Origin of the sequence: Rhizobium sp. ZPR4, from assembly GCF_040215725.1 — a bacterium.
Taxonomy (GTDB): domain Bacteria; phylum Pseudomonadota; class Alphaproteobacteria; order Rhizobiales; family Rhizobiaceae; genus Rhizobium; species Rhizobium rhizogenes_D.
Window position 1 is genome coordinate 1,184,570 of sequence record NZ_CP157969.1, and the last position, 26,739, is coordinate 1,211,308.

General features: G+C 60.5%; 25 protein-coding genes. 14 read left to right on the top strand and 11 right to left on the bottom strand.

Features of this window, described 5'->3' with window-relative positions; all coding sequences use genetic code 11:
* Positions 1-8 precede the first annotated feature (8 nt).
* From ABOK31_RS33030 to ugpC, 3 genes are all read left to right on the top strand, one after another.
* A complete protein-coding gene (locus ABOK31_RS33030; RefSeq protein ID WP_349961978.1) occupies positions 9-962 on the top strand; it encodes an SIS domain-containing protein in 954 nt (317 codons plus the stop codon).
* Complete coding sequence (locus ABOK31_RS33035; protein ID WP_349961980.1) at positions 959-2,257, top strand: D-tagatose-bisphosphate aldolase, class II, non-catalytic subunit; 1,299 nt, start codon at positions 959-961, stop codon at positions 2,255-2,257. The genes ABOK31_RS33030 and ABOK31_RS33035 overlap by 4 nt, the downstream gene beginning before the upstream one ends.
* Positions 2,258-2,440: 183 nt before the next feature.
* Positions 2,441-3,505: a sn-glycerol-3-phosphate ABC transporter ATP-binding protein UgpC gene (gene ugpC / locus ABOK31_RS33040; protein ID WP_349961981.1), complete on the top strand. Its 1,065-nt coding sequence runs from the start codon at positions 2,441-2,443 to the stop codon at positions 3,503-3,505.
* Between the two features lie 107 nt (positions 3,506-3,612).
* Here ugpC and ABOK31_RS33045 read toward each other — a convergent pair whose 3' ends face one another.
* Genes ABOK31_RS33045 through mdcA form a run of 7 tightly spaced genes read right to left on the bottom strand, consistent with a single transcriptional unit; the run spans position 3,613 to position 9,603 of the window.
* Complete coding sequence (locus tag ABOK31_RS33045) at positions 3,613-4,485, bottom strand: acyltransferase domain-containing protein (RefSeq protein ID WP_349961982.1); 873 nt, start codon at positions 4,483-4,485, stop codon at positions 3,613-3,615.
* Positions 4,486-4,529: 44 nt separating this feature from the next.
* A complete protein-coding gene (mdcB, locus tag ABOK31_RS33050) occupies positions 4,530-5,384 on the bottom strand; it encodes a triphosphoribosyl-dephospho-CoA synthase MdcB (RefSeq protein ID WP_349961983.1) in 855 nt (284 codons plus the stop codon).
* Positions 5,381-6,022 (bottom strand): malonate decarboxylase holo-[acyl-carrier-protein] synthase, encoded by a 642-nt coding sequence (mdcG, locus tag ABOK31_RS33055; RefSeq protein WP_349961984.1) that lies wholly within the window; start codon positions 6,020-6,022, stop codon positions 5,381-5,383. Before mdcG ends, mdcB begins: the two co-directional genes overlap by 4 nt.
* Positions 6,015-6,737 carry a biotin-independent malonate decarboxylase subunit gamma gene (locus tag ABOK31_RS33060; RefSeq protein ID WP_349961985.1) on the bottom strand — a complete coding sequence of 241 codons (723 nt, stop codon included), beginning with the start codon at positions 6,735-6,737 and terminating at the stop codon, positions 6,015-6,017. The genes mdcG and ABOK31_RS33060 overlap by 8 nt, the downstream gene beginning before the upstream one ends.
* Positions 6,724-7,635, bottom strand: a complete 912-nt coding sequence (locus ABOK31_RS33065; protein ID WP_349961987.1) for a biotin-independent malonate decarboxylase subunit beta — start codon at positions 7,633-7,635, stop codon at positions 6,724-6,726. The genes ABOK31_RS33060 and ABOK31_RS33065 overlap by 14 nt, the downstream gene beginning before the upstream one ends.
* A complete protein-coding gene (gene mdcC, locus ABOK31_RS33070) occupies positions 7,632-7,943 on the bottom strand; it encodes a malonate decarboxylase acyl carrier protein (RefSeq protein WP_349961988.1) in 312 nt (103 codons plus the stop codon). Before mdcC ends, ABOK31_RS33065 begins: the two co-directional genes overlap by 4 nt.
* Before the next feature lie 10 nt (positions 7,944-7,953).
* Positions 7,954-9,603: a malonate decarboxylase subunit alpha gene (mdcA, locus tag ABOK31_RS33075; RefSeq protein ID WP_349961990.1), complete on the bottom strand. Its 1,650-nt coding sequence runs from the start codon at positions 9,601-9,603 to the stop codon at positions 7,954-7,956.
* 175 nt (positions 9,604-9,778) lie between these two features.
* Between mdcA and madL the strand changes: the two genes are divergently transcribed.
* The 4 genes from madL to ABOK31_RS33095 are packed head-to-tail and all read left to right on the top strand — an operon-like array spanning position 9,779 to position 11,900.
* Positions 9,779-10,201 carry a malonate transporter subunit MadL gene (madL, locus tag ABOK31_RS33080; RefSeq protein ID WP_349961992.1) on the top strand — a complete coding sequence of 141 codons (423 nt, stop codon included), beginning with the start codon at positions 9,779-9,781 and terminating at the stop codon, positions 10,199-10,201.
* A gap of 11 nt (positions 10,202-10,212) precedes the next feature.
* The gene (madM, locus tag ABOK31_RS33085) at positions 10,213-10,977 is read left to right on the top strand and encodes a malonate transporter subunit MadM (protein ID WP_174172330.1); all 765 of its coding nucleotides are present in this window, start codon (positions 10,213-10,215) and stop codon (positions 10,975-10,977) included.
* Positions 10,978-11,003: 26 nt separating this feature from the next.
* Positions 11,004-11,150, top strand: a complete 147-nt coding sequence (locus ABOK31_RS33090) for a hypothetical protein (protein ID WP_349962872.1) — start codon at positions 11,004-11,006, stop codon at positions 11,148-11,150.
* Positions 11,151-11,201: 51 nt separating this feature from the next.
* On the top strand, positions 11,202-11,900 hold the full coding sequence (locus ABOK31_RS33095; protein ID WP_349961994.1) for a GntR family transcriptional regulator: 699 nt from the start codon (positions 11,202-11,204) through the stop codon (positions 11,898-11,900).
* Positions 11,901-11,997: 97 nt separating this feature from the next.
* Here the strand turns inward: ABOK31_RS33095 and ABOK31_RS33100 are convergent, their stop codons facing one another.
* Together ABOK31_RS33100 and ABOK31_RS33105 are read right to left on the bottom strand one after the other, a co-directional pair.
* On the bottom strand, positions 11,998-13,314 hold the full coding sequence (locus tag ABOK31_RS33100; protein ID WP_174172332.1) for a HAMP domain-containing sensor histidine kinase: 1,317 nt from the start codon (positions 13,312-13,314) through the stop codon (positions 11,998-12,000).
* A 2-nt stretch (positions 13,315-13,316) separates the two neighbouring features.
* Positions 13,317-14,000, bottom strand: coding sequence for a response regulator (locus tag ABOK31_RS33105; protein ID WP_092713292.1), 684 nt, complete (start codon positions 13,998-14,000; stop codon positions 13,317-13,319).
* Positions 14,001-14,165: 165 nt separating this feature from the next.
* Between ABOK31_RS33105 and ABOK31_RS33110 the strand changes: the two genes are divergently transcribed.
* From ABOK31_RS33110 to ABOK31_RS33120, 3 genes are all read left to right on the top strand, one after another.
* Positions 14,166-15,272, top strand: coding sequence for an efflux RND transporter periplasmic adaptor subunit (locus ABOK31_RS33110; RefSeq protein ID WP_234910252.1), 1,107 nt, complete (start codon positions 14,166-14,168; stop codon positions 15,270-15,272).
* A complete protein-coding gene (locus ABOK31_RS33115) occupies positions 15,272-18,421 on the top strand; it encodes an efflux RND transporter permease subunit (protein ID WP_349961996.1) in 3,150 nt (1,049 codons plus the stop codon). The genes ABOK31_RS33110 and ABOK31_RS33115 overlap by 1 nt, the downstream gene beginning before the upstream one ends.
* A 113-nt stretch (positions 18,422-18,534) precedes the next feature.
* Positions 18,535-19,284, top strand: a complete 750-nt coding sequence (locus ABOK31_RS33120) for a response regulator transcription factor (protein WP_349961998.1) — start codon at positions 18,535-18,537, stop codon at positions 19,282-19,284.
* 43 nt (positions 19,285-19,327) lie between these two features.
* Here the strand turns inward: ABOK31_RS33120 and ABOK31_RS33125 are convergent, their stop codons facing one another.
* On the bottom strand, positions 19,328-20,221 hold the full coding sequence (locus tag ABOK31_RS33125) for a LysR family transcriptional regulator (RefSeq protein WP_174172336.1): 894 nt from the start codon (positions 20,219-20,221) through the stop codon (positions 19,328-19,330).
* Between the two features lie 157 nt (positions 20,222-20,378).
* Here ABOK31_RS33125 and ABOK31_RS33130 point away from each other — a divergent pair, with 157 nt between their 5' ends.
* Both ABOK31_RS33130 and ABOK31_RS33135 read left to right on the top strand, forming a co-directional pair.
* Positions 20,379-21,395 carry a zinc-dependent alcohol dehydrogenase family protein gene (locus ABOK31_RS33130; protein ID WP_349962000.1) on the top strand — a complete coding sequence of 339 codons (1,017 nt, stop codon included), beginning with the start codon at positions 20,379-20,381 and terminating at the stop codon, positions 21,393-21,395.
* A 106-nt stretch (positions 21,396-21,501) separates the two neighbouring features.
* Positions 21,502-22,677 (top strand): MFS transporter, encoded by a 1,176-nt coding sequence (locus ABOK31_RS33135; protein WP_349962001.1) that lies wholly within the window; start codon positions 21,502-21,504, stop codon positions 22,675-22,677.
* A 115-nt stretch (positions 22,678-22,792) separates the two neighbouring features.
* Here the strand turns inward: ABOK31_RS33135 and ABOK31_RS33140 are convergent, their stop codons facing one another.
* Complete coding sequence (locus tag ABOK31_RS33140; RefSeq protein ID WP_349962003.1) at positions 22,793-23,434, bottom strand: GntR family transcriptional regulator; 642 nt, start codon at positions 23,432-23,434, stop codon at positions 22,793-22,795.
* 178 nt (positions 23,435-23,612) lie between these two features.
* On the opposite strand from ABOK31_RS33140, the gene ABOK31_RS33145 reads away from it, so the two are divergent.
* On the top strand, positions 23,613-25,037 hold the full coding sequence (locus ABOK31_RS33145; protein WP_349962004.1) for a M20 family metallopeptidase: 1,425 nt from the start codon (positions 23,613-23,615) through the stop codon (positions 25,035-25,037).
* On the top strand, positions 25,030-26,706 hold the full coding sequence (locus ABOK31_RS33150; RefSeq protein ID WP_349962006.1) for a M28 family peptidase: 1,677 nt from the start codon (positions 25,030-25,032) through the stop codon (positions 26,704-26,706). Before ABOK31_RS33145 ends, ABOK31_RS33150 begins: the two co-directional genes overlap by 8 nt.
* Positions 26,707-26,739: the final 33 nt, after the last annotated feature.

Below are 26,739 nucleotides of genomic sequence, written 5' to 3' on the forward strand. Positions count from 1 at the left end.
GAGCTGATATGAATACGACGGAAAAGGTGATCTTCGAACAATTCCCTTATTGGGAAAAGGCGATTGGACCGGTCTCCGCCCCGCATGATGCCGAATTGACGGTTTTTCTGGGCTGCGGCACATCCTACAATCTCGCTTTGTCGCTTGCGGCGCATGCCAATCTTGCCGGTTATCCGGCGATTGCCGTGCCGGGTGCGGAATGGCTGAACCGGCCTGCCGCCCTCTGGCCGCGCTGGCAGAAGGTTCATCTGGTGGCCCTTTCCCGCAGCGGCGAAACGACGGAAACCGTTGCCGCCGCCAAGGCAAGCCGCAAAGCCGGCGTTTTCGTCACCGCCATCACGGTCGAGCCGGAAAGCTCGCTTGCCAGGAATTGCGACCGGCTGATCGAGGTAGCGACCCATGGCGATGAAGGTATTGTCATGACGGTCTCGGCGAGCCTGATGCTGCTTCTGGGCATGCAGATGGTCGGCGTAAAGATCCCGCCATCGATCGTCCAATCCGCCCGCCGGCTGGCCGATCAGCTCGATGCGGCTCTTCCGAAGACCATCGAAGGTCGGTCGCATTTCGTTTTCCTCGGGAGCGGATCGCTCTACGGCATTGCCCTGGAAGGCGCGTTGAAGCTGATGGAAATGAGTCAGATCATCACCCAGGGCTTTCATCCCCTGGAATACCGCCATGGACCGATCAGCCTCGTCGATGAAAACACCGCGGTCGTCATGCTCTACAGCGCCGACCAGAAGGCGGCGGAAGCGCTGCTGGTCGAGGAGCTACAGGAAAAAGGAGCGACCGTCATCGGCTTTGGCGGCCCAGGCGATCTGGAACTGGCCGTCGATTGCGATCCGGCGCTCGCAGGCCTCTGCGTGCTGCCGGCCCTGCAGATCCTCGGCGAACGGGCAGCGCAGTCGAAGGGTGTCGATACGGTGTCGCCACGTCACCTGACCAAGATCGTGATGCTCGGATGAACGCCGCCGTCGAACACAATCGCAGCATTGCGCTGAAGAAGCTTCTTGGCGATCGCGCCAAGACATTCCCGCGCGGGATCACGTCGGTCTGCTCCGCGCATCCGCTTGTCATCGAGGCGGCGCTGAGGCGTGCGGCCTCCGAGGGGGCCGTCGCGCTTATCGAGGCGACCTGCAATCAGGTCAATCAGGAGGGCGGCTATACCGGGATGACGCCACGCGATTTCCGCCGTTTCGTCGAAGACATAGCCGCCGCAGTTGGCTTTTCTGTCGATCGCATCATCCTCGGAGGCGATCATCTCGGCCCGAACCCATGGAGGAAGCTGCCCGCAGAGGAAGCAATGGCAAAGGCCGAGGCGATGATTGCGGCCTATGTCGAGGCAGGTTTCGAAAAGATCCACCTCGATACATCGATGGGCTGCGCCGACGAGCCCGTAGCCTTGGCCGACGAGGTGACGGCGGAACGCGCCGCGCGGCTTGCCCGCGTGGCGGAACAGGCTGCTCTCCGTTCTGGTCGCCGGCCACCCGTCTATATTATCGGAACCGAAGTGCCGCCACCGGGCGGCGCCACGCATGCCCTCGACGAGCTTGAGGTGACGCGACCCGAGGCGGCGAAGAACACGCTGGCAGTGCATCGTGCCGCCTTCGCCAAGGCCGGGGTCGAAAGTGCTCTGGAGCGGGTGATAGCCATCGTCGTTCAGCCCGGTGTCGAGTTCGGCAATGCCAATGTCGTCCTTTACAGACCGGATCGTGCGGATGGCTTGATCGGCGCTCTGGACCAAATGCCCGGCTTGCTCTTCGAGGCTCATTCCACGGACTATCAGCCTGGGGACGCGCTCGCCGCTCTCGTCGAGGGCGGTTTCGCGATCCTCAAGGTTGGGCCGGGTCTGACCTTTGCTCTGCGCGAGGCGCTCTATGGCCTCGATGCCATCGCGTCGGTTCTCGCCGGAAGGGTTTTGCCTGATGCGATCCATGCGACGATGGAAGCCGTCATGCTCGAAAATCCGGGTCACTGGAATTCCCATTATGGCGGCTCGGTCGAAGAACAGCGCTTGCAGCGCCACTTCAGTTATAGCGACCGCATTCGGTACTATTGGCCAAACGAGCGAGCGGCGACAGCTGTCGAGACCCTGCTTGCGCGCTTCGAGGGCGATATTCCGGAAACGCTCATCAGCCAGTATCTCGGCCGGGTCTATCCGGCAGTGGTCGCGAAGAAGGTTCTGCCTCGTGCGCGCGACCTCTGCATTGCGGCAATCGATGCGGCCCTGGAACCTTATTCTGTGGCCACGATCGCATAGGACGCCCGGCAGGCTGCCTGGCCCCGGTGGTCGGCAAGGGCGGCGGCGATCAGACACACGCTTTTCTGGAACGGTTCAACTTTTCACGGAATCTCTGAACCGCTCTATCTCTTTGTTTTCACGCAATTCCGGACGGAAAGCCGCTGCGCACTTTTCCTGGAATTGCTCTAATTGGAGATCATAATGGCATCGGTAAGCGTGACGAATGTCCGTAAGAGCTACGGTCACTTCGAAGTTCTGCATGGGGTGGATATCGACATCGGGGACGGCGAATTCGTCATTCTCGTCGGCCCTTCGGGTTGCGGAAAATCGACCCTTCTTCGCATGATCGCCGGGCTTGAGGAGATCAGCGGCGGCGACGTCGCGATCGGCGGCCGGGTGGTCAACGATGTCGAACCCAAGAGCCGCGACATCGCCATGGTATTCCAATCCTATGCGCTTTATCCGCATATGACCGTCGAGGCGAATATGGGCTTTTCGCTTCGTCTGGCCAAGGCGCCGAAAGAAGAGATCCGGCAGCGCGTTCGCGATGCGGCGCAGATTCTGGGCCTCGAAAACCTGCTCGACCGCTATCCGCGCAATCTGTCCGGCGGCCAGCGCCAGCGTGTCGCCATGGGCCGTGCGATCGTGCGTCAACCGCAGGTGTTTCTTTTCGACGAGCCGCTATCCAACCTGGATGCAAAGCTGCGCGTACAGATGCGCTCCGAAATCAAGCAGCTGCATCAGCGCCTGCGTACGACCACCATCTACGTCACCCACGACCAGATCGAAGCCATGACGATGGCGGACCGGATCGTCGTCATGCGTGACGGCTATGTCGAGCAGATCGGCTCGCCGCTCGAACTGTATGACCGGCCCGCCAACCTCTTCGTTGCCGGTTTCATCGGTTCCCCGGGAATGAATCTCATCCGCGGCAAGATCAGCAGTACCGGCCCGCTGGAATTCGTTGCTGATGGCGGCGCCCGCCTTCCGTTGCTCGCAGGGCTCGATGTCCCGCGCGGTGCAGAGATTGTCTACGGCATACGGCCCGAAAACATTGCCATAGGCGAAGGCGGCATCGATGCCGAAGTCGTCGTGGTGGAGCCCACCGGTGCAGAGACCCTGATCGTCTCGCGTATCGGGTCCGACGATCTCGTCATAGCGCTGCGCGAACGGGTCAGCACGCAGGCTGGCGGCCGTCTTGCGTTGATACCTGATCTTGGAAGGCTGCATCTTTTTGATGGAGCGACTGGCCGGCGGCTTGAGTAAGCTTGTTCGCCATTGCTTGCCGCGCCTATTCCCCTCGGCATCAAATTCGGTTTGTGCCGCAGCATCCGAGGGCAGGCGACACGATCGGTAACGAGGAGACTCTGGTGTCAGCTTGCAGCCAGCCAGGCTTTGACTCCGGCGAGGCTATGAAAGTCATCGACTGCGCGTACTCTTACCGCCGGTAGCGCAAGAGCTGCCATCTCCGCCAGAGCTCGGCCTGGCCCGAGTTCGAGGATCGTCGTTACGCCACGTTCGGCCAAGGCTTCGATCATGTCTGCCCAATCGATCCTCTCGGCCAGTTGCCGCGCAAGCCCCTCGCGAGTGCGTGCCGGATCGACAACAAGCGTCGCACTGGTGGCGGTCATGAGGCGCAGCGCCGGGCGGTTCATAGCTACCGAGGCGAGGGCTTTGTCAAACGGCGCCACCGCACCGGTGAGCCGCGGTGTATGGGAGGCGACATGCACCGAGATCGGTGCCGCACGTGCCGCACCTTCGTGCAGTGCGGTGGTGCAAAGCGCATCGATCGATTGTTTGGCGCCGCCGACGATGAACAGGAGGTCGGGATTCACAATGGCGATTGCGCAGCCGAAACGACTGGCAAGCTCTTGCACCGCCGCCATTGGCAAACCGCGGACATAGCCGAGCCCGTCATCCGGCCCGCCTGCAGTATCCATTGCCCGTGCGCGCTGATCGACGAGCTTCAGAGTATCCATGGGTGACCAGATGCCTGCCACCCCCCATGCCGCCATTTCACCGACGCTGTAGCCGGCCACCATCGTTTCGCCTGGCGCACCAGTCGGGAAAAGGGCGCGAGCAATCGCAAGGGAGCGTGTCACGCACAGGATCTGACCTTCGCGGTTTGCATGCAACGCGGCTTCGGGCGCGGTCCGGCAGAAGTCCGTTGGGCGGGTTCCGAGCACGGCAGTCGCGGCCGCGAAAACGGGCTGCGCTTCGGGTTCCGTTGCCAGCAGCCGGAACATCTCCCGATTCTGATGACCCTGGCCCGAACACAGCAGCGCGAGGGTCACGATTCCAAGACCTCGGTAAACAGCGCCATGGCAAGCAGATCGGCGCAACCACCCGGGCTGAGATTGCGCGCGACGAACGCCTCGTGAATGGCTTTGGCATCCCAGCGCCAGTTCGCCCGTCCGACCCCGCCATCCGCCAGGAAGATGCGGGCCTTGTCACGCGCGAAATTCAATCCTTCGGGGCCGGCACGATAAAGCAGATTGCTGTCGTCGACCACCGCGATCAGCGCCATGCATGCATGGACCCTTGCCGCTTCTTCGTCACCCATGGCCAGGCGCCGCCCTTCGGCAAGCGCTGGCCGGGCAATATCGTAGACAGACGGCATGCCCGCGGCAGCCTCGGCCCTGGCGCCGCCGACACGGTAGCGTCGCGCCACGATACTGCCGTGACTGTCATGCTCCGGTGCCTTGCCGATGATGTCCTGTCCCCAGCGCAGTTCTATCAAGATGCCGAGCGGTGCCCGCCAATCGCACGTTGCCGCCAGGCCGGCGGCCGCCGCCAGCAGGCCGAGACCGAAAATGGCACCGCGATGGGTATTCACCCCTCCGGTCGCATCCCGCATTGCGCTTTCCGCCTCTATGCCGATTTGGCGCAGACGATCCATGCCCGCATCCATAGCGCCCGCCTCGGCAAGCGCGATGAAGAATGGCTCCAGCGTTCGAGCGCTCAGGCGCAGGAGATCAGCATCCATGTCGGCGTGAGCGCCATTGTCGATGTGGCTGACCAATCCTGGTTTGGGCCAGGTTTCCAGCTCCAGAACGAGCGCTCGTGCGGCATGCCGTCCGATCAGCTCGGGATCGCAATGCTTGACGATGACAGGGCGTCGTTCAGCCAGCAATGGAAACGTCATGCAAAGAGCGCCTCCCGCGCAATCAAGGCCGATCCGGTATGGGATTTAACCAGGAGTTCCGGGTTTTCCGACTGCCATTCGCGCCATTGCACGGCCATGCCGCAAAGCGCGATCAATTCGGCGTCGATACGCATCGGCGCGCATTCGGCAATATCGTTCAGCAAAGCCGTCACTCGTATCGCATCCGCGCCCGAGTGACACCGGACCAGAAGATCGAGATCGGAAGTATCGGTCAGATAGGAAAGGCCGGTCAGATATTGCCAAGCCAAACTCCCGAAACAGCGACAAGAAGGGGCCGCCTCCAAAAGCGCGTCAATGGTCGGGTGCCATCGTATCGGTGCTGCGGGCAGCACATCCCTCAGCAGAGGAGGAGGCGCTGTTCGTATCACGGCAGTCGGTGGGCAGGCGAGCGTGAGCCGTTTGCGGCCCATGCCAGGAGGAAGTGGCAGCCCCAAGGGTACGATATCCGTTGGGTCGCTGCAGATTCGACGACGGAAAATTGCCGGTCGTCCCAACGCCGCCCATGCCAGCAGATCAGGCTCCATTTCTCCCTCGACTTGCCCATGCAGCAGGCCGGGCCATGCCTCGGAGCACACATAGGCGAGATCGTGGCGGCGGAGGGTAGCGACGTCAACCATGGAGCAAAGCCAGCCGCTCCACTTCGGCTGCAATCATGGCAGCCTTCGGTCGGCCGCCGCGCTCAGCGCCCAATCGTGAACGCAGATCGCTCGAAACCGGCTTGGCGAGAAGCGCTGCGAGCTGAGCGTTCAAAGAGGCTGCCGGATCCCAAACCTCCGCTATGGCGCCGGTTGCAACAAGGTTATCGAGTCCGGGCGCGAAGACGGGTGTTGTCTCGGCCTTTTCTTTTAACGTAGCGAGTGGCAGCTTGGTCACTCGGGCCATGGATGGTAGGTCCATGACTTCGGGCCAGGCGGTGGGCAGGGCTGCCAGCGATCCGCAGGCCAGCGCGGTGGCGATGAAGGCACCGGCAGCGCTGCCTCCATAGAGAAGGCCGACTGCGCGATGTCCGGCGTGCTCTGCCTGCCATAGGGCCTTCGCCAGGTGCGCCAACGTCTCGCTGAGGCCCAGGAGTTCATCACGCCGGCTCATCCTCTGGCTGCCAGAGTCGACCAGAAACAGCAGGGGCGAACTGTCCGGCCGCCGGGCGGCGGAAAGGATATGCGCGGCCAGCGCTACCGTCTCATCGACGCCCGGATAGGTCTTGTCGGCAATGCCGATCAGATTGATCCTGTTTTGTTGGTCCAACAGACCCCAGCCGGTAACAAGCCCATCCGCTTGCGTTATCTCGTAGCCGGCGGGAAAGAGTGAGGACAGGATATCAGCGAGCAGCATCGGCGCTCTCCCGGTGGATATTGGCTGTGGTGAGGAAAGTCTCGATGTCCCGCTCCGGTATTTCGGCGGGATGCTCGATATGCAGCCGGGCCCATATCTCGGTGGCATCACGGGTATCGCCAAAATGGCGCAATCGCTCTTCGAGCCGTGTCTGTTCTGCTTCGAGCACCGCTTGGTCCAAGGTGGCTGGCCGTTGCAGCGCGGCAATCGCACCAGCTCGGAAGGCGGCGATATCGTCTTCGACGAAGACATCAACCCCGCCAGTCAGATAGCGATGCTTGCCGCCCATGGTTCGCCAGACGAGTGCCCGGTCGCGCGAGTCGAATTCTTCCACGCCTTTGTTCGTCTCGATGACTTCCGGACCGGAAACGGACAGGCGACCCTGCTCGGAGATGACGAGCGCCGAGCAGCAGCCGGCAATAAGACTGCCGCCGCCATAGCAGCCCGCCCGGCCGCCAAGCAGCCCGATGACGCGCACGCCATCGGATCGCGCGTCCAGCACGGCGCGCATGATCTCGGAAATGGCCAGTTCACCGGCATTGGCCTCCTGCAGGCGCACGCCGCCGGTGTCGAAGAGAATGACGATATCCCGCCGCATCTTGCCTGCGGCATGCAGCAGGCCCGTCAGCTTGGCGCCATGTACTTCGCCAATCGCACCGCCCATGAAGCGCCCTTCCTGGGCAGCCACCAGAACGGCGCGGCCGTCGATGCGACCGGGGCCGACGATGATGCCGTCATCGAACTGCCGAGGTAGATCGAAGAGCCCAAGATGAGGGCTCGTCTCCCGCCGTTCCGGGCCTAGAAATTCGGTGAAGCTGTCGGCATCGAGCAGATGCGATAACCGGCCGCGGGCAGATTCTTCATACCAGCTTCGGCGCAGTTTGTGAGGATTGTTCATTCTGGCTTCTCCATCAGCCGCACGCCTTGGGCCAGGCGCAGCGCCACCATGTCGGGCCGTGCTCCGCCATCATTGATCGTGATGCGCAGACCGCCGGCAGCTGAGCGCGCCGCGAAATCCTCGGTAACCGCTGCCCACAGCTCGGCGAAACCATGGGCAGGCGTCGCGATCTCAATAACGCAACGGTCGGCCGCCTCCCGCCGTTCAAGCAATATCTCCAGGTTGCCCGAAGCGACGACGCCCACCAGAGCCACGGCGCGGGTTCCGCCGGTCTGCATCGATTTCAATTCATAGAGCAGGTTTTCCATGGCAGCGGCCTTACCAATTGCGGAACCGGGAAGGCGGCCTATACAGGCCGCCGGAGGCGAGCATCAGATCCTTGATGGAGTGCGCAGCCAGCAGGCTGCGATCGGCATCCAAGGGATCGATTCCAAGATCTTCGGGACGCTGGATGACTTTGCGCTGACGTAGGTGTTCCACCATCTTGCGGTCCCGGGCGCGGCCGACCTCGGTGTAGCCTGCCACGCCGCGGATCGCTTGCTCCCGCTCGTCCTTGTCACGGCACAGCAACAGATTGGCGATCCCTTCTTCCGTCACGATGTGGCTGACGTCGTCACCGTAAACCATCACGGGAGCCAGATCGAGCTGCAGCTTGTCGGCCAGGTCCAGGGCGGCCAGACGTTCGACGAACATCGGCACCATGCCATCGCCGAAGGTTTCGCCGATCTGGACGACCAGTTTGCGTCCGCGACGCAGGGCAGGGGTGGCGGCGGCAGGGTCGGCTTCCCCGCCCGCACGCAGCCAGGCTTCGCTCGGATGGCGCCGACCTCGCGCATCCGATCCCATATTGGGGGCACCGCCGAAGCCGGCGACCCTGCTGCCGGTCACGGTCGAACTGTTGCCGGAAAGGTCGATCTGCAAGGTCGAGCCGATGAACATGTCGCAGGCATAGAGCCCGGCGGTCTGGCAGAAGGCGCGGTTGGAACGCAGTGAGCCGTCAGGCCCGGTGAAAAAAATGTCGGGGCGAGCCCGCATATAGTCTTCCATGCCCACTTCGGATCCGAAGCAATGGATCTGCTCCACCCATCCGGCTTCGATGGCGGGGATCAGAGTGGGGTGAGGGTTCAGCGCCCAGTTCGTGCAGACCTTGCCCTTCAATCCCAGCCGTTCGCCGTAGGTCGGCAGCAGCAACTCGATGGCCGCGGTATTGAAGCCGATGCCATGGTTCAGGCGGCGCACGCCATAGGGCGCATACAGTCCCTTGATGGCCAGCATTGCCGTCAGGATTTGCGTTTCGGTAATGGCCGCCGGATCGCGCGTGAACAGCGGTTCCACATAGAAGGGGCGTTTAGCGTCCACCACGAAATGAACCTGGTCGGCAGGAATGTCGACGCGCGGCACGCGATCGACGATCTCGCCCACCTGGGCGATGACCAGTCCCTTGCCGAAGCTCGTGGCTTCCACGACCGTTGGTGTGTCTTCCGTATTCGGCCCGGTATAGAGATTTCCCGCCTTGTCCGCGCTGACCGCGGCGATGAGCGCCACCTGTGGCGTCAGATCAATGAAGTAGCGGGCGAAGAGTTCCAGATAGGTGTGAACGGCACCCAGTTCGATCTGGCCGCCGAACATCATGCGCGCGATGCGGGCCGACTGCGGGCCGGAATAAGAAAAATCGAGCTTTCGGGCGACGCCGCTTTCGAAAATATCGAGGTGTTCCGGCAAGACCACGCCCGACTGTACCATATGCAGGTCGTGTATCTTGGCGACATCGACTTTGGACAGCGCCTTGGCCAGCAGGTCGGCCTGTTTCTGATTGTCGCCTTCGAGGCAAACGCGATCCTCAGGCTTCAGGATCGCTTCAAGGAAAGCGACGAGGTGCTGTGGGTCGACAAGCTTGCCGGCGGAGAAGCGCTGGCCGGCTTCGAGACGTGCCAGTCTGTCGCGGCCCTTTGTGTTCCAATCTCGCATTTCGATTGCCCTTTGTATGCGCAAGAGAGCGTTTTCGTGCGTTCACTATATATATAATTGCCATAAACGCAATAATGTGTATTTTAATCTCTCCATACGACATCTTTGTATTCATGGGAGGAGAACAAATGTCGATCTTGTATTTTTTCAGATGCGCATGTGAGGAGGGGCATCCATGGTGATCTCCGGCGTCGCAATGCTTGCTCTTTGTACCCTCTTGGGGAGTATCCTCGGCGACCTCCTGGGGATAGCGCTTGGTGTGAAGGCGAATGTCGGCGGCGTCGGCATAGCCATGATCCTGCTCATTGCCACGCGGCTATGGCTGAGCAGGCGAGGCCTGTTGACGCTGCCGCTCAAACTCGGTGTCGAGTTCTGGGGCGCCCTCTACATTCCGATCGTCGTTGCCATGGCCGCGCAACAGAATGTGCTGGTGGCTGCGCGCAGCGGTCCGCTGGTGCTGATTGCCGGGATCGTGACCGTTTTCGTTTGCTTCGCAACCGTCGCACTGATGAGCCGTATCGGCGAGAGAGGCGAAACGATGGATGAGATTGAAGCAAAGGCCAGAGGTGAGCTTGCCGCCTCGGTCAATCCGGTCTGAGGGAGGCGGTCATGGAGATTCTGAAACACGGCTTGACCGCCAACAACCTGCTCGCCGCATTTGCGATCGTTGGATTGGTCATGTGGCTGTCCAATGCCATCTCGAAATATGTCCTGTTTGGCCGCGTCCACGGCTCGGCCATCGCAATCGTCCTGGGGCTTGCTGCGGCCTTTGCTGCAGGTCTGTGGACGGGAGGCGAGAAGGGGGTGGTGGATATTCCAATCCTCAGTGGCATCGGCCTGATGGGTGGGGCCATGCTGCGTGATTTCGCCATCGTCGCCACGGCCTTTGAAGTGGACGTTGCGCAGGCTCGCAAGGCTGGCGCTGTCGGTGCACTGGCCCTGGGCCTCGGCACGCTGCTCCCGTTCATCGTCGGCTCGTTGCTCGCCGTCGCTTTCGGTTACACGGATGCCGTATCCATAACGACGATCGGTGCCGGTGCCGTTACCTACATTGTGGGACCTGTGACGGGTGCCGCTCTGGGCGCAAGCTCGGCCGTGATCGCGCTGTCGATTGCGACCGGTGTTTTCAAGGCAGTCCTTGTCATGGTTGGAACTCCGATCGTCGCCAGAGCGATCGGTCTCGACAATCCTCGCAGCGCCATGGTGTTCGGCGGCCTGATGGGAACCGTCAGCGGCGTGTCGGGCGGCTTGGCGGCAACCGATCGCCGTCTCGTTCCCTATGGCGCACTGACGGCAACGTTTCATACGGGGCTGGGCTGCCTCGTTGCGCCTTCGATCCTTTACCTTGCCGTGCGAGCGATCGCAGGAGGCTGAGCCTATATGGGAAAGCCGGTCGAAACGTGCAGGAGAAGGCGCTCGGACGCCGTGTCCTGCGCAAGATCGCCGAGGACGATTTCGGGGCGCTCGGCGATACCTCGATGCTGGCCGATCGGGCCGTCTTCAACTACCTCGTCGCCAATAGGCAGACCAAGGGGGATGCGGCCTGATGCTTCATATAGATTGCTATCTGTCGAATTGGATGGTGTAAAACCGAATGGTTGCCCGCCAAATCGGAAGCAAGGTTTGAAATGACGGAATTTGACGAAGCAGGATCGATCGGTCAGCGCATTAAATTGGTGCTGATGGACGAGATTTCCTCCGGTGCCATAAGGCCTGGCACAAGTTTGGACGAAGCAACGCTCAGCAGCCGTTTTGGTGCTTCTCGCACGCCGGTGAGGGACGCTCTACGTCAGCTGGAGGCGATCGGCCTGGTCGAAATCCGGCCGCGACGCGGTGCAACGGTCCTGCCGCTGACCTTGCCGCGGCTGATGGAGATGTTCGAAGTGACCGCAGAGATGGAATGCATGTGCGTCCGTCTGGCAACCCATCGGATAACAGGCGTGGAACGCGCGGTTCTGGCCGAAATTCATGAGGCTTCCGCGCTAGCTGCGAAGTCAGACGATTTCGAACAGTATGACAAGCTCAATTTGTCCTTCCACGAAACGTTGTACCGTGGTGCGCATAACGAGTTTCTGTTTGATGAATTGATGAGGCTGCGTGCAAGGCTCCTGCCATTCCGCAGGACTCAGCTGCGCCAACCGAAGCGATTGACAGCGTCATTCCTTGAGCACGAGGCGATCCTGCGAGCCATGATGCGCGGCGATGCAGCGGAAGCGGCCCTGGTCATGCGCGAGCACATGCTGAATGCGGCTTTGGCATTGGCGCGCTATATGGAAATCGGCGAGGGAGCCGAATGAATACCCAAACGATTCCACCGTCGTGTAGGTTGTCTGGTTCTAGGTTTTTCCGAACAAGGGTGCGTGACGAGTTCGCAGGAAATTGGGACCGCCGCGGCTAGTTGATTTTGACGGGCTGAGCAGCATCCGAACCGCTTCCCAGTCTGCTGTGGTTCGTCGGCTTTCGAGGTATTTCGAGTGTGATGGTAAGGCCGCTGGCAGCAGGCAGCGTCGCAAACACGCGACCGCCATGACGCTCGATCGCCTGCCGGGTGATTGCCAGACCAAGCCCATATCCGTCCCCGGTCACGGCATCGTTGCCGCGTGAAAAGGGTTGAAAGATGCGCTCCAGCTCATCTCGCCTGACACCCGGCCCCTGATCGGCGACGCGAATATTGAGGAGATCGTCCTTTATCTCGCAAAGCACGGCGATGCGTGAGTGGACATCCGTGTATTTGACGGCGTTTCGCACGACGTTTTCCAGCGCCCTGTAGATCAACTCCCCCTCGACTTCCGCCGGGAATGAGCCGCCGATGCTGGTGGTGATCGAAACATCCCGTGCCTGCGCCTCGAATGCTGCATCGCCCAGGATTTCGTTCAGGAGTTCGATGACATCGAGGGATTGGGTTTTCAACGGCATGCTTGAGGTGGCGGTCAGCCGGGCAAGTGTCAGGATTTCACCCACCAGCACATCAAGGCGCTCGACCTCGCGGTCCATACGGTCCAGCATGGCATCGAGTTTAGCCGGGCTTTGCCGCAGGACGCCCACGACGGCCTGCAGGCGGGACAATGGCGAGCGCAATTCGTGAGACACATCGTGAAACAGCTGCTGCTGTGCATCCTGAAGCTCTTGCAATCGCGCGGCGCTGGCATCAAAGTCGTGCGCGAGCGCCGTGACTTCGTCCGTTCGTCCCGCCATCTTGTCGCCGATGCGGAAGTCGAAGCGGCCATTTGCAAGCGCGCTCAGGCCGTTTCGCAGATGCACGACAGGGCGGATGAGATATCGGGCAAGCGCACCTGCCGCAATCGTGCTCGAAATCAGGATCGTGAGCCATGGCAATATGGGAGCAAGGTTTTCAAAGGTGAAACTCATCGGCGTCGCCGCGAAAATTCGGTAGCAACTCCCGTCCTTCAAGACCGATCGTGTATCCGTCGCGTTCTCCTGGGGGCATGCATTGGCGTTGGCGGTCGTCGACAAGGAAAGGCCAACCGGTTGTGTTTTTTCGCTCGTGAACACGAAACGTCTGGCGGCGTCCTCGCCATCCTCGATCAGGATGTTTGCAGCAAGGTTGACGAGGAGCGTCCGCCTGTCCTGTTCCAGCTCACGCGCGAAGGGGACTGCCTGAATGAGCTTGACTGTAACTATGACGACGCCCACGGTTGCTGCGAGCGTCAGCCAGATAATCGTGAAGAACTTCCAGAAGAGTTTTGGCATGGTCAATCCACGAGCAGTTGATAGCCCAAGCCTCGCACGGACTGGATCCAGGATTGCCCGTCTTCTCGCAGGCCAAGCTTCTGACGAACACTGCTGATATGAACATCGATGCGGCGATCGAAGGGCGTAAGCGGCTTTCCGAACGCCTGTTTGGAAATGTCCTGCTTTGATACCAGCTGGCCGGCGTTGCGAGCAAGGACTTCCAGTAGGCCGAACTCCGTGCCGGTCAGTTCCAGCGGCTCGCCGCACCATTCGGCGCTTCTTTTGCCCGGATGGATCACGAGCCGACCTGCTTTTACGGCGTCAATCGACGCGCCCGCCGGCTGGTGCGTCCGGCGCAAGATCGCCCGCAGCCTCGCCGCAAGTTCACCCGGCGAACAGGGCTTCGGAACATAATCGTCGGCACCAAGGTTCAGGCCGGATATCCTGTCGATGTCGTCGCCTCTTGCCGTCAGCATCAGTACGGGGATCTGGCTGAGCTTGCGGATTCTCTGCAGGACTTCGATCCCGTTCATCCGGGGCATCATAATGTCGAGGACGATGATGTCGACGGTATTTGCGGCGGCGGCGGCAATGGCCGCCCGCCCATCCGTGTCGGTTGCGACGTCATATCCTTCCTCGGTGAGATATTCCTGCAAAAGCATCGTGAGCTCGACATCATCGTCGATAAGAAGAACCTTGCTCATTCACCCCGTCCATCATTCGTATCGGCAATGCATACAATACAAAGCCGAAGTTCTGGCCAAGTTTTACATAACTTAACACTCACTTGACCGCACTTAACATTCGCCCGGCTACTGATTGATGCCGATGAGCTGTGATCGATTGCTCGATTGGAACAGCTCGCGCTCCTGTCAGGAACCGCAAGGAATGCATTGTTGAAAAAGCCGTCCGTAAGATTCGCAGCTGCGTTCGTCGCGGCTATGCTTCTCCTTTCCCTTCCCTTCCGAAATGCCGCAGCAGAACAGGCCGCAGCGCCCGCTCTTACCGTTTCCCTGGCTACACCAGAGCTGCGGAGCTGGCCTGAAACTGTCCCGGCGAGCGGCTGGCTGAAATCATGGCAGGACGCAATCATAGCTTCGGAAACGAGTGGCCTGCGCATCACGGACGTCCTGGTCGATGTCGGATCCGTGGTGAAGAAGGGACAGACGCTGGTGCGGCTATCGCAGGACAGTGTTCTGGCCGAGCTTCGCAAACAGGAAGCTGCTGTAGCGACGGCCAAGGCTAGTCTTGCCAAAGCCACGGCCAACGCAGATCGGGCGCGACAGCTTCGCACCTCCGGTGCCTTGTCCGCCGAGAAAATCACCGAATATTTTGCCGACGAGCAGACCGCAACCGCAAGCCTCGCATCCGAGGAGGCGGCGCTCGACAGCGAAAAGATCAAGCTTGGGCAAACGACGATTACGGCCGTGGACGACGGCTTGATAACCTCGCGTTCAGCCGACCTTGGAGCGGTCGTCTCCACCGGCACAGAGTTGTTTCGCATGGTTCGCCAGCAGCGTGTCGAATGGCAGGCGGAAGTGTCGGCACGCTACCTTCCGAGCATTTCGGAAGGTTTGAAAGCCATCATCAACGGCCCTGACGGCCGCACGATTGAGGGCAGGGTGCGGCTGGTCGGGCCGTCGGTGAGTACAGATACCAGCCGCGCCATCATCTATGTCGCGCTGCCCACAGATATGCAGCCGCGGATCGGATTCTACGTCACAGGCAGCATAGAGCTGCGGATGATGCCGGCCGTGACCGTTCCCGAAACGGCGATCGTTTTCCGCGATGGGCTCAGTTACGTCTTCGCGGCCGGCAACGACAGCCGGGTGCGACGGATACGGGTGGAAACAGGTCGCCGCAACAATGGCGAGGTCGAGATCGTGTCCGGCCTGGACCGGTCTGCAAAGGTCGTAACGTCGGGCGGCGCATTCCTGTCGGACAATGATCTTGTCAAGATTGCGGAGACGAACTGATGAATTTTTCAGCATGGTCCATTCGCAATCCCGTGCCGGCGATTTTGCTGTTCGTGATGCTTGGCTTCGGCGGGCTCTGGGCATTCAAGCAGCTGGCGATCCAGAACTTCCCGGACATGGATCTTCCGACCATAAATATCTCCGCTACGCTCGATGGTGCTGCACCGACGCAGCTCGAAACGGAAGTTGCACGTACCATCGAAGACAGTCTTGCCACGCTGAGCTATCTTGATCACATCACGACGACGATCACGGATGGCACCGTGTCGATCAAGGTCTCCTTCAAACTGGACAAGGATAGCGAGGCGGCTCTCAACGAGGTTCGCAATGCCGTCGATAGCGTCAAAGCCGACTTGCCGGCACAAATGGAGACGCCGAGTGTCACCAAGAGTACCGTCCAAAGCTCCGCGCTCGTCACCTATGCGGTCCGCTCGACCAATCTTAACGAGACCGAGTTGTCCTGGTTCATCGACAACGATCTGACCAAGGCCTTGCTGTCCGTGTCGGGTGTCGGTCAGGTCAACCGTATTGGCGGCGTCGATCGCGAGGTGCATGTTGATCTCGATCCGTCGACCATGGCATCGCTCGGGGTCACCGCGGCAACCGTGTCCTCGCAGCTCAAAGCCGTGCAGGCCGATACGTCGGGCGGCCTTGGTGAAATCGGGGAGGCGCGGCAGACATTGCGCACCCTTGGAAACCTGCCGTCCGTCGAAGCGCTGCAGGCACTTAGAATCCCGCTGGCAAACGGGCAAGCCGCGCGTCTCGACGATATCGCATCGGTCGGGGACAGTTTTGCGTCTCGAACGTCGATGGCCTATCTCGATGGCAAACCGGTGGTGGCGGTTGAGATCAAGCGCTCGAAAGGCTTTTCGGACAGCGGGGTCGCCGCAGCTGTCGATATGGCGATGAAGAAATTCGCTGCAGCACATTCCAATGTGCAAATCGATCAGGCCTATAGCACGATCGGACCGATCATGGAGAACTACCATGGTTCGATGCATATGCTCTACGAGGGTGCCATCCTCGCCATCATCGTTGTCTGGATCTTCCTTCGGGACTGGCGTGCGACAATTCTGTCGGCGGTGGCGCTGCCTTTGTCGGTAATCCCGACATTTCTCGCCATGTATTTTGCCGGTTTCAGTCTCAACATCATCACGCTGCTTGCCCTGTCACTGGTGGTTGGCATCCTCGTGGATGATGCCATCGTCGAAATCGAAAATATTGCGCGCCACCTGCAGATGGGCAAGCGGCCGATCGATGCCGCGATGGAGGCGGCCAATGAAATTGGCCTCGCCGTCATTGCGACCACCTTCACGCTTGTTGCGGTCTTCCTGCCGACGGCTTTCATGGGTGGTATTCCGGGGCTTCTGTTCCGGCAGTTCGGGATTACCGCTGCGGTCGCAGTCCTTGCCTCGCTTGTGGTTGCTCGTCTGCTGACACCCATGATGGCAGCTTATTTCATGAAGGCTTATCCGTCTGAGGAGAAGGATGGCCGTATCATGCGTACCTATATGAGGGTCGCGAAGGCTGCCTTGAACTACAGGAAGACCACGGTTGCGATAACGGTTGTCATCGTGGCGCTTTCACTTTCCACCATTCCCTTCCTGAAGTCCGGTTTCCTGCCTGCTTCGGATGATGCTCGCACGCAGATCACGCTTACGATGCAACCTGGCTCCACCATTCAGCAGACCGCTGCAATGACCCGTAAGGCCGCCGATATTGTCGGCGTGCTGCCTGATGTCACGCATGTCTTCTCCTCGGTTGGTTCTTCATCGTCCGGTGGCGGGATCGACAGCAGTTCCACGAGCGATGTTGCCTCCTCGACGATCGTGGTCGTCCTGACGCCGATCTCGGAGCGGGATCGAAAGCAGTCGGAGATCGAAAACGACATTCGGCAGGCACTATCGGTCCTTCCGGGAGTACGTGTGGAGGTCGGCAGTGGTGGCAATGGCACCAAGCTCGACATCACTCTTGCCGGTGATGACGCTGGCGTACTCGACAGCGCAAGCACGGCGCTGGAGGAGCAGCTTCGCACGCTTCGGGGGATTGGAGCGGTTACATCGACGGCGGCCAGACAAGCACCTGAAATCCAGATCACGCCCGATTTTGCGCGAGCCGCAGCGTTCGGCATAACGTCGAACGCGATTGCCAGCGCCGTGCGCGTGGCGACGAACGGCGAATATTCCTCCGATCTGCCAAAGCTCACCTTGCCGCAGCGCCAGATCCCGATCGTCGTACGCTTCTCGCCGGAAACGCGCACCAATCTCGATGACATCAAGAATATGCGGGTGGTCGGAACGAATGGCAGCGTCGATCTCGGATCGATTGCTGATATCCGCATCGGTGGCAGCCCCTCGGAGATCGACCGGATCGACCGTATGCGCAATGTCACCGTTTCCGTCGAACTCAACGGCCGTATTCTCGGCGACGTCAACCGCGAGGCGCAGGCATTGCCGGCGCTCCGGCACCTGCCGCAGGGCGTCACGCTGGTGGAGCAGGGGGAATTGCAGCGCAGTTCGGAGCTGTTCCAGAGCTTCGGCCTTGCCATGACGATCGGCGTGTTCTGTATCTATGCCGTCCTCGTCCTGTTGTTCCACGATTTTCTGCAGCCGCTCACGCTTCTGATGGCCTTGCCGCTCTCGCTCGGAGGTGCGCTGTTGCCGCTGGTCATGACGGGAACGAGCTTCTCGATGGCGGCCGTCATCGGGCTGCTTATGCTGATGGGCGTGGTGACGAAGAATTCCATCCTGCTGATCGAATATGCGATCATGTCGCGACGGCAAGGCATGTCCAGGTTCGACGCGCTTATCGATGCATGTCACAAGCGCGCGCGGCCGATCGTCATGACCACCGTTGCCATGGCGTCGGGCATGCTTCCCGTCGCCCTCAGCCTGACGGGTGGCGATTCAAGCTTCCGTCAGCCGATGGCGATCGTCGTGATCGGCGGCGTGACGATGTCGACGCTGCTCAGCCTCATCGTCATCCCCGTCATTTTCACCTTCGTCGATGACCTGGAAACAGTCCTGAAGCGGCTCCTGCGTCGGATCGGCCTGTCCCCCGAAAGTGCCACAGAAGCTCCTGCGCCCGTGGACCGTGGAGCCGTTGCATTCCGGCCCGATCATGCACGCCGAGGACATGGTCATGGCTGACCGCCGCCTCCGGAGAACCGCGGCTTGAGCCGCGGTCTTCGGCAGTTCTTGGCGATCATCAGTTTGAGCGTCGGCAATGACCGCGATAACCGGATTGGCGATAGAGGAAATTCATGAATTTAACGATCGTCCCCGATATCTTGGTCGTTGATAACGACGACAAGATTCGCCACCTTCTGAGCGAACATCTTGGCGACCAAGGCTTCCGCGTCAGGACGGTAAGCAATCTTCATGGCTGCAGGGAGATTCTTGCTCGGTGTCCTCCCGATCTCATAATTTTGGAGGTCATGCTACCGGACGGATCGGGTCTCGATCTCTGCCGCGATTTGCAGAACCATCACAGTCGGGTTCCCGTCATTTTGTTGACAGTGCTGAAGGAGGACATCGATCGTATCCTCGGCCTCGAGATCGGCGCCGACGATTATCTCTGCAAGCCGTTCAATCCTCGCGAGCTGACTGCGCGGATCCGGGCTGTCTTGCGTCGCATGAATTTTAGAACGCCATCAGAGTCTCAGACGAAATGCTTTCGCTTTGCGGACATTATACTTGATCCGCAGCGTAGCCGGGTAACAAGGAGCAATGGCGACGCGATCACGCTGACTGGCGCCGAATTTGATCTTCTCAAGGCATTTCTGGAGCGATCCGGCCGATTGCTGTCGCGTGATCAACTGCTTGACCTGACACAGAGGCGTGACCGCGATCCGGCCGATCGCTCGATCGATGTTCTCATCAGCCGGCTGCGTCGCAAGCTTGGCGAAACAGTTGACGAGCCGATATTCAGAACGATCCGCAATGGCGGTTATCAGCTTGCGGTCGCGGTCACCACGGTCGAGTCAGATTTTGAACCTGAGGCTGTCATTTGACATGCCCATCATGGCGGCCACCGCCGTTGCCTTTCGGGCGGCTTCAGCCTCTTTCCCGAAGGGCATCGATGACGACAGAGAATGCGCGAAGATTCTGTCGGCGGCTGGGATAATAAAGGTAGTAGCCGGCGAACTTCGGACACCAGTCGTCTAGGACAATCTGAAGCCGTCCCGCTTCCAGATGATGCTCGACATAGCTTTCCGGAACGTAGGCAATTCCATGTCCGTCCAGGGCGGCAGATATCATCTCGCGGTCGGTATTCAACGTAAGCTGACCTTCGGCCCTGACCCGGATCTCCTCTCCACCCTTCTCGAACTCCCAGGCATAGAGACCGCCGATGCGGTCGAGGCGTCGACGAATGCAGTTATGCCGCATCAGTTCCTGTGGCGTCAGCGGTACGGATCTGGTTCTAAAATATTCTGGAGAGCCGACCGCCACCAGCCTCCAGTCGGGGCCGATGCGTACCGCGATCATGTCCTTTTCGAGGCTTTCGCCAAGTCTGACGCCGGCATCGAACCCGTCTTCGACGATGTTGCGGAAGCTGCCATCGACGCTGAGTTCAAGCTTGATGTCAGGGTAATCGGCAAGGATGGACGACAATTTCGGCCACACGACGCTCTCCATCGCATGGTTGGAAAGGGTGATCCTGACGGTTCCGGCCGGTCGCTCCCGATAGACGGTCAATGCTTCGATGTCCGCTTCGATCTCGGCAATGCGAGGCGACAGGGATTGCTGCAGACGCTCGCCCGCCTCGGTCAGCCCAACGCTTCTTGTCGTGCGCGTCAGCAGGCGCATACCCAGACGTTCTTCAAGTTTCTTCACTGCATGACTGAGCGTCGATTGCGATGTACCCAGCTTTGCGGCCGCCTTCGTGAAGCTCCGCTCCTCGGCGACGGCCAGGAATACCAGCAGTTCGTTGAAATTTTCCCGTGGCATAACCTTGTCCTACCCCAAATTCGCAGGACATATTAATATCAATTTTCGATAGGTTCATGCAAATTACCCTATCTAATCCGATGGATCGAGCAATGCTATCTGATCTCCCGATCACGAAACAATCGGGCGCAATGCGCCCCCGACGAGAGACCATGCCATGCTTGGAACAGTCCTTCATGCCCCCGGTGACATTCGTTGCGAGGAAGTCCCGGAACCAAAGATCCTCAAGCCGACTGATGCCATCATCAAGCTCTCTGCATCCTGTGTCTGCGGCTCCGATCTCTGGCCGTACCGCGGCATCCAGGCGGTGACCGGGCCACAGCATATGGGGCACGAATACTGCGGGGTCGTCGTGGAGGTCGGCAGTGAGGTGAAGACGATCCGGCCGGCCCAGTTCGTCGTCGGCTCGTTCTGTCTTTCGGACAACACATGCCCGCACTGCCGGTTTGGCTTTCAGTCGTCTTGCGAACATCGCGAGTTCATGTCTGCGGCCCAGGCACCCTATGCACGGATTGCGCTTGCCGACGGAACCCTGGTTGCGACCGATACCATGCCGTCGGATGATCTGATCCCAAGCCTTCTTGCTGCCTCGGATGTTTTGGGCACGGGTTGGTATGCGGCAGATGCGGCACGCGTTGCTCCGGGTTGTACGGCCGTCGTGGTCGGCGACGGCGCTGTCGGTCTCATGGGCGTGCTCTCCGCCAAGCAGATGGGCGCTGGGCGCATCATTGCCATGAGCCGCCACAAGCAACGCCAGGAACTTGCCCTCGAATATGGCGCGACCGACATCGTCACCGAGCGCGGCGATGCAGGCGTGGCGAAGATCAAGGAACTGACTGCAGGGGTCGGAGCTGATTCCGTTCTTGAATGCGTCGGTACCCAGGAATCCATGCTGCAGGCAATCAATAGCGCCCGACCCGGCGGCTCGATCGGCTATGTCGGCGTTCCGCATGGCGTCGAGCTCGACGGGCAGATGCTGTTCTTCCAGCAGAAGAACCTGCTCGGCGGCCCGGCTCCTGTGCGTCGCTTCCTTCCCCACCTCATCGATCTCATCATGACCCGTCAGATCAATCCCGGAAAGGTCTTCGATCTGGCGGTTCCGCTTGCCGATGTCGCGCATGGTTACAAGGCCATGGATGAGCGCCGCGCCATCAAGGCGCTGCTCAGAATGTGAGGAACAGGCCATGAAAGAGAGACAACTCATCGCGGCAGCAAGCGTCTCCGTCACCATCGAGACTATCCGCTGAGCAGCCCGTTCTGAGCAACTTTGGACAATTGACATGGAAACTACCTATGACCGCGCCGTCGAGCGTGCGGCCAGCCCATGGGCTGCGGTCATCTGCATGACGCTGATGACCTTCACCCTCGTTGCTTCTGAGTTTCTGCCCGTCAGCCTGCTAACACCGATTGCTGACGAGCTTGGCATTACTGCGGGTCAGGCGGGCCAGGCGATTTCCGTTTCGGGGTTTTTCGCGGTCGTCACCAGCCTGTTCAGCAACACGGTGCTGTGGCGGCTGGATCGCCGAACGGTGGTCCTGTCCTATACGATCGTGATGGTGCTCTCGGGTCTGGCGATCACGTTCGCGCCCAATTATCTCGTCTTCATGTTCGGCCGCGCGCTGATCGGCATCGCGATCGGCGGTTTCTGGTCCCCGTCCACCTCCATCGTCGCGCGTATCGCTGCCGAACAGGATGTTCCAAAGGCGCTTGCCACGTTGCAGGGCGGGACTGCTCTGGCCACGGTCATCGCTCAGCCGCTGGGAAGCTTCCTCGGCGGGCTGATAGGCTGGCGCGGTGCCTTCTTCATCGTCGTTCCGGTCGGCATCATCGCCTTCGTCTGGCAGATTTTCGCCTTGCCGCGGATGCCTGGCGGTCCGACGAATACCGGGAGCAGCCCGCTCGGACTGCTGCGAAACCGCATCTTTGCTATCAACATGGCGGCCATGTCCTTGTTCTTCATGGGCCAGTTCGCACTGTCGACCTATCTTCGACCGGTCCTTGGAGACGTAACAAGGCTCGATGTGAACGAACTGTCGGTCGTTCTCCTCGGCATCGGCCTCTTTGGCCTGCTGAGCACCTTCTTGATCGGTTTCCTGCTGCGAGCGCATCTGGGTGCCGTCCTCGTCGGGTTCCCTGCGGCGCTCGCTGCGGTCGCTCTGCTGCTGATCCCGCTGGCACCCTCGGGTATTGCGATCGCTGCACTCCTCTGCCTGTTCGGGTTCTTTGTCACGCCCATTCCCGTGGCCTGGAACACATGGATGACCCGCACCATTCCTGACAAACTCGAGGCGGGTGGTGGACTGCTGGTGGCGCTGATCCAGGCGGCAATTACCGCAGGTGCCTTCACAGGCGGGATACTGTTCGACGGTATCGGCTGGTGGAGCGCATTCGCCTATAGCGGTGTTCTGTTTCTGTCGGCCGCTATCATTCCGTTCATCGCAAGACGGACCGACTGATTGGGGGCAGATGGTTAGGTCGTGACCGGCCCTACGATGTGCGCCTGGATCACAAGCCCGGCCGACAGGCCACGCCGGGCGCGTCTTCCACTATTCAGGCCGTGGTCGATATCAGCTATGTCTGCAAAATATGCCTGCGGGTCAGCTCCTTGAGCACATCGACGTCGCGCTTCTCTATCGCGTCGATCATCTGTTGGTGCTCGCGGCCGGACTGCTCGATGCGGGCTCGGGTGCGCCATTGCGACACCGGCGCCGACGAGGTGCGCTGACGGATTTCGGTGATGAGCTCGACAAGCTCCTGGTTTCCTGCAAGCACCAGCAAATAGCGGTGAAACGCCAGGTTGGCTTCATAAAGTTCGAGCATGGTGCCATTGAGCACCAGATCGTCGAAGCGCGAAGCTAGCGCGCGCAAATTGGCAATATCCGCATCGCCGGCATTGGCGACAATGCGATCGCTGATCGCCACTTCGAGGATCACGCGGATATCGCTCACTTCCTGGGCGCGGCGCCCATCCTGCTCGTGCACGTGATAGCCGCGATTGGGAATATGCTCGACAAGCCGCTTCTGCACGAGGCGGTCGAGCGCGCGCCGCACCTGCGGCCTCGTACAGTTGTAGCGGCGCTCCAGATCGATCTGCTTCAGCCATGTTCCGGGTGGGAGCCTGCCCGCGAGGATGTCCTGGAGGATAAGCTCGGTCACGTCGGGCGCCTCTCCCTCGTGTGACGACGCTGCCGCTTCAGCTTCCAGCGAGTTCATGCAGCTCTCCCAGACCTTCCCAAGTTGGCGATGACTATCATAGCTCCGCATTTTTCAACAACGACGCTCGTTATCCTTGCTGAAAAAATATCCATGCTCATCTCTTGCGCATCCGTTTTTATTGGCACATAAATTGGTACCAATTTAGTATCCATTATATGAGGCGGATGGCAAGTCCATGCAAAATTCTGATGCGGTCTGGGACATCGTTGAAAAGAAAAGCGCCGAGTTCTTCGCGCTCAGCGATCGGATCTGGGACATTCCGGAAACGAATTACCTGGAATACCGATCCGCCGAAGAACATGCTGAGATGCTTGAGCGCCAGGGGTTTCGCGTCGAGCGCGGCATCGCCGGCCTGCCGACGGCTGTCATGGGCGAGGCTGGCGAAGACGGCCCGGTCATCGCGATCCTCGGCGAGTTCGACGCGCTGCCGGGATTGAGCCAGGAGGCCGGCGTTGCAGAGGAGCGGCCGCTGATAGATGGCGGCAATGGCCATGGTTGTGGCCATAACATGCTGGGCGCCGGCTCGATGCTTGCCGCAGCCGCAGTCAAGGATTTCCTTGCTGAAAACGGTCTGAAGGGCAGGGTGCGCTACTACGGCTGCCCGGCCGAGGAAGGCGGTTCTTCCAAGGGCTTCATGGTCCGCGCCGGCGTTTTCGACGATGTCGATATCGCGATTTCCTGGCATCCAGCGGCGTTTGCCGGCGTCAACAATCCTATCTCGCTTGCCTGCAACGAGATCAATTTTCATTTTTCCGGCCGTGCCTCGCACGCCTCGGCCACGCCCCATCTCGGCCGCAGCGCGCTGGATGCAGTCGAGCTCATGAATGTCGGCGTCAACTACATGCGCGAGCACATGCCGTCGACGGCACGCATCCATTATGCTGTCACCGATACCGGTGGTGCGGCGCCGAATGTAGTGCAGGCGCGCGCCACCGTGCGCTATCTCGTGCGGGCACGGACCCTGCCGGAGCTTCTCTTGCTGGTCGCCCGCGTCAAGAAAGTTGCCGACGGTGCTGCCTTGATGACGGAGACGACGGTCCGCAGCGAGATCATCAGCGGCGACGCCAATCTCGTCGGCAATACACCGCTCGAGGAATGCATGTTCTCGCAGCTGGATCGGCTCGGACCGCCCGTGTTTGACGACGCAGATCGCGAGACGGCGCGGAAGTTCCAGCAGACGTTCAGTGCGGAGGATATTGCCGCTTCCTACGGCCGTTTTGCGCTGAAGCCGAAGAAGGGCCAGGCGCTCTGCGAGGAAATCTTTCCGTTGAACGCGGGCGACGGCACGCTGGTCGGTTCAACCGATGTAGGCACGGTCAGCTGGGTCGTCCCGACCGTGCAGATGCGCGGCGCCACCTATGCGATCGGCACGCCCGGCCACTCCTGGCAGCTCGTCGCGCAGGGCAAGCTGCCGGTTGCTCACAAAGGCACCGAACATGCGGCCAAGGTGATGGCGAGCACGGCCGCCGAACTCATCCGCAATCCCGCGCTCATCGCCGCTGCCAAGGAAGATCACAAGGCACGGCTTGAGGGCACGCCCTTCGTCAATCCGATCCCGGACGATGTCGAGCCGCCGCTGCCGGAGAAGGCCAATGGCTGAGGCCGGTCTGAAGCCCGATAGCGCGCGCTTGATGGCGCATATCGGCGAATTCGCGCGCCGCGTAAAGCTGTCTGGAACGGCCGAGGAGCTGGAGAGTTTCCGCTATCTCCAGGCTGAGATGGATGGCTTTGGTTATCGCACACAGCTTCTGTCGCACGACGCTTTCATCAGTCTGCCAGGTTTCGCCAGGGTCGAGATCGACGGCGGAAGCCTTCGGTGTATCACACATTCCATGTCGGTCTCGACATCAGCAGCAGGGGTAACTGGCAAGCTCATCCACGTCGGCGAAGGAACCGAAGCCGATTTCGCAGGCAAGGATGTTGCAGGCAAGATCGTTCTGGTCGATGGTATCGCGACCGAGGAAGTGGCCGCTCTTGCGAGTGCTTTCGGCGCTCTTGGCGAACTTCACATCAGCCCGAACGAGCATCTTTACGAGATGTGTGTCTCGCCGGTCTGGGGCAGTCCGTCGCAACATACGCGCCACAAGCTGCCAACGACAGTCATCTGCTCGATCGCGAAGGACGATGGCGATCGCCTGCGCGAAAGGCTTGCATGCGGAGAAACCGTGGCTGCAACGCTGTGCGCGGACGTCGATACGGGTTGGCGCAAGACGCCGCTGCTTGTTGCCGAGCTTCAGCCGAAAGGCGACGATGCGCCTTTCGTCCTTTTTTCCGGCCATCATGATACCTGGCATTTCGGGGTCATGGACAATGGCGGTGCCAACGCGACGATGCTTGAGGCGGCGCGCCTGCTCGCGCTTCGTGCGGCCGAGTGGCGCCGGGGCTTGCGCATATGCTTCTGGTCCGGTCATTCGCATGGCCGCTATTCCGGCTCCGCCTGGTATGCGGACGAGTATTTCGATGAACTCGATCGCCGCTGCGCCGTCCATGTCAATGTCGATTCCACCGGCGGCGAGGGCGCGACCGTCCTCACCAATTCCGGCGTGATCGACGAACTCAGGCCTTTGGCGGCGGATGTGATCGGGCGCGTGACCGGACAGAAACATGCCGGCAGGCGTCATGGCCGTGCGGCGGATCAATCCTTCTGGGGCGTCGGCATCCCTTCGATGTTCGGCAGCCTCAGCCATCAGCCGCCAGGTCCGGTCAAGATGCTGACGGCGCTCGGGTGGTGGTGGCATACGCCGCACGACACTGCGGAGCATATCGATCCGGACAATCTTTGCCGAGACACGACGATTGTTCTCGAGGTTCTCTGGCGGCTGTTGACGTCACCTGTCCTGCCGCTGGACTACACTCAATATGCCGCCTCTCTCGGCGAACAGATCGGGCAATTGCAGGCAGCGCTTTCCGGCCGTCTCGATATTTCCGGCCTGTCCCAAGCCATCGAAGACCTGCGCGTCAATGCAAATTTGCTTCTGCAGGTGCAGGACCCCACGCCGGAAAGGGGAGCGCGGGTCGATGCCTCGCTGATGCGTGCCGGGCGGTATCTGGTGCCGCTGAATTATACCAGCGGTGAACGCTTCCATCCCGATTCCGCGCTCCCACACGTCGCCTGGCCATCTCTGGAAGGGCTGCGCGCGCTGGCGAGACTGGGCGAGGGGGCGGCGGACACCGCCTTTTACGTCGTTCATGCGCGTCAGACGAGAAATCGCGTCGCTCATACATTGCGAGAAGCCAATGCGGCGCTGCAGAGGGCTCTGGAGGACTGACGCTCCGCGAATACCAAACATGACAAAAGGCCG

Excerpts from the sequence above, each read along its gene's own strand:
- ABOK31_RS33100 (WP_174172332.1), bottom strand. The coding sequence starts at position 13,314 with ATGCCAAAACTCTTCTGGAAGTTCTTCACGATTATCTGGCTGACGCTC.
- mdcC (WP_349961988.1), bottom strand. The coding sequence starts at position 7,943 with ATGGAAAACCTGCTCTATGAATTGAAATCGATGCAGACCGGCGGAACC.
- madM (WP_174172330.1), top strand. The coding sequence starts at position 10,213 with ATGGAGATTCTGAAACACGGCTTGACCGCCAACAACCTGCTCGCCGCA.
- ABOK31_RS33030 (WP_349961978.1), top strand. The coding sequence starts at position 9 with ATGAATACGACGGAAAAGGTGATCTTCGAACAATTCCCTTATTGGGAA.
- ABOK31_RS33125 (WP_174172336.1), bottom strand. The coding sequence starts at position 20,221 with ATGCCACGGGAAAATTTCAACGAACTGCTGGTATTCCTGGCCGTCGCC.
- ABOK31_RS33120 (WP_349961998.1), top strand. The coding sequence starts at position 18,535 with ATGAATTTAACGATCGTCCCCGATATCTTGGTCGTTGATAACGACGAC.
- ABOK31_RS33135 (WP_349962001.1), top strand. The coding sequence starts at position 21,502 with ATGGAAACTACCTATGACCGCGCCGTCGAGCGTGCGGCCAGCCCATGG.
- mdcB (WP_349961983.1), bottom strand. The coding sequence starts at position 5,384 with ATGACGTTTCCATTGCTGGCTGAACGACGCCCTGTCATCGTCAAGCAT.
- ugpC (WP_349961981.1), top strand. The coding sequence starts at position 2,441 with ATGGCATCGGTAAGCGTGACGAATGTCCGTAAGAGCTACGGTCACTTC.
- ABOK31_RS33130 (WP_349962000.1), top strand. The coding sequence starts at position 20,379 with ATGCTTGGAACAGTCCTTCATGCCCCCGGTGACATTCGTTGCGAGGAA.
- ABOK31_RS33035 (WP_349961980.1), top strand. The coding sequence starts at position 959 with ATGAACGCCGCCGTCGAACACAATCGCAGCATTGCGCTGAAGAAGCTT.
- ABOK31_RS33065 (WP_349961987.1), bottom strand. The coding sequence starts at position 7,635 with ATGAACAATCCTCACAAACTGCGCCGAAGCTGGTATGAAGAATCTGCC.
- ABOK31_RS33045 (WP_349961982.1), bottom strand. The coding sequence starts at position 4,485 with ATGTTCCGGCTGCTGGCAACGGAACCCGAAGCGCAGCCCGTTTTCGCG.
- ABOK31_RS33150 (WP_349962006.1), top strand. The coding sequence starts at position 25,030 with ATGGCTGAGGCCGGTCTGAAGCCCGATAGCGCGCGCTTGATGGCGCAT.
- ABOK31_RS33115 (WP_349961996.1), top strand. The coding sequence starts at position 15,272 with ATGAATTTTTCAGCATGGTCCATTCGCAATCCCGTGCCGGCGATTTTG.
- ABOK31_RS33145 (WP_349962004.1), top strand. The coding sequence starts at position 23,613 with ATGCAAAATTCTGATGCGGTCTGGGACATCGTTGAAAAGAAAAGCGCC.
- ABOK31_RS33140 (WP_349962003.1), bottom strand. The coding sequence starts at position 23,434 with ATGAACTCGCTGGAAGCTGAAGCGGCAGCGTCGTCACACGAGGGAGAG.
- mdcA (WP_349961990.1), bottom strand. The coding sequence starts at position 9,603 with ATGCGAGATTGGAACACAAAGGGCCGCGACAGACTGGCACGTCTCGAA.
- ABOK31_RS33105 (WP_092713292.1), bottom strand. The coding sequence starts at position 14,000 with ATGAGCAAGGTTCTTCTTATCGACGATGATGTCGAGCTCACGATGCTT.
- mdcG (WP_349961984.1), bottom strand. The coding sequence starts at position 6,022 with ATGGTTGACGTCGCTACCCTCCGCCGCCACGATCTCGCCTATGTGTGC.
- madL (WP_349961992.1), top strand. The coding sequence starts at position 9,779 with ATGGTGATCTCCGGCGTCGCAATGCTTGCTCTTTGTACCCTCTTGGGG.
- ABOK31_RS33060 (WP_349961985.1), bottom strand. The coding sequence starts at position 6,737 with ATGCTGCTCGCTGATATCCTGTCCTCACTCTTTCCCGCCGGCTACGAG.